Annotated in this window: 1 pseudogene; it reads left to right on the top strand. The window is 80.6% G+C overall.

What is annotated here, in order from left to right:
- Positions 1-180 precede the first annotated feature (180 nt).
- Positions 181-1,416, top strand: a pseudogene (locus tag KBX53_RS32835) (hypothetical protein); the annotation flags it as partial.

Below are 1,416 nucleotides of genomic sequence, written 5' to 3' on the forward strand. Positions count from 1 at the left end.
GGAGGGCCCCGGGCCGCCGACCGCGAGGACGCCCGGGATGAGGCGCCGCGCTGGCAGCCCGACCCCGCGTCGGGCTGGCGGGCCGCCTCGGCACGACACGGTGATCTGCCATCGCCGCTGGTCGGACGCCCGGACGACCCGGAGCCGCCGGCCCGCGCCAACGGCCACCGCGTCAACGGCGTGCACCCCCCGGACGACGTCAACGGCGTCCACCTCCCCGGTCTCGAACCGCCAGCGGGACGCCCCACGCCGGTGAGCGCCCCGCCCGGGCTGCCCGCCGAGGGTCGCCCCGGGGCGGCCAGCGACCGGCTCGTGGTGCCCGCCCAGCGTCCCGCGCCGTCGGCGGAGCAGGGTGTCGCCGAGCCCGACACCGGTCCCGCCCCGCACCCCACCGTCGATCCGGCCGCCGCGCACCGGGCCCGTTGGGCCGAACCCGGCCTGCCCACCTCGGCCCCACCTGCCGTCCAGGTGCCGCCCGTCGGCACCGCCGCGTCGGGTTTCGAGGTGCCGCCCGGCTTCCACGCTCCGACCGTCGAGCGGCTGGCCGCCGACGACAGCCCGACCGCGCCACGCGACTGGCGGGACCCGGTCGCACCGGACCACGCGGCGAGTTCGGGACGCACCCCGGGCCCGGCCGGGCAGGCCGACGACGGCGAGCCCGGTCGCGCTGCCGAGGCTGCCCGGCCGGCCGACCCGCACCGTCCCGGGGACGCGCACCGGGCCGGGGAGTCGTCGGCCATCGAGCCCGACTGGTCGGGGCCGAGCTGGAACCGTCCGAGTTGGGGTGGGGGATGGGCCCCGCCCTGGTCCCGCCAGGACGACGAGTCGGTTGGCCCGGCAGCCCGGGACGAGTCGGCGCCGGGTTGGGTCGCCGAGCCCAACCAGCCGTACGAGCCGGTGCGCGCCGAGGTGCCCCGTCCGTACGAGCCGGTGCGCGCCGATCCAGGCCGTGGCTACGAACCCGGCCGGGGCGAGTCCGAGTCCGCGCCGGAGCCCCCCGCCGAACCGACGAGCGCGCCACCCGCCGACCGGCCGTCCTGGGCTGGCGGCGGTGCGACGCCGACCAGCGGTCCGCCCGCCGACCGGCCGTCCTGGGCGGCGTCCGGGGCGACCGGCAGACCTCGGGCCGACCCTCCGTCCTGGGCGGGTGGGGGCGACCCCGACCCCACCAGCGCGCCGCCCGCACGGCCCTCCTGGGCCGGGGGTTCCGATCCGACGCCACCCGGTGCGCCGCCGGTGCGGCCGTCCTGGGCGGGCGGGTCCGAGGCGGCGACCAGCGTGCCTCCGGTACGACCGTCCTGGGCCGGCGGGTCCCCACCGCCCACGACCAGCGCGCCGTCGACGCGGCCGTCCTGGGCCGGCGGGTCCGATCCGGCACCGGCCAGCTCGCCGTCGACGCGGCCCTCCTGGGCCGCC

The sequence above is a fragment of the Micromonospora sp. M51 genome (assembly GCF_018070305.1).
Taxonomy (GTDB): Bacteria; Actinomycetota; Actinomycetes; order Mycobacteriales; family Micromonosporaceae; genus Micromonospora; species Micromonospora parva.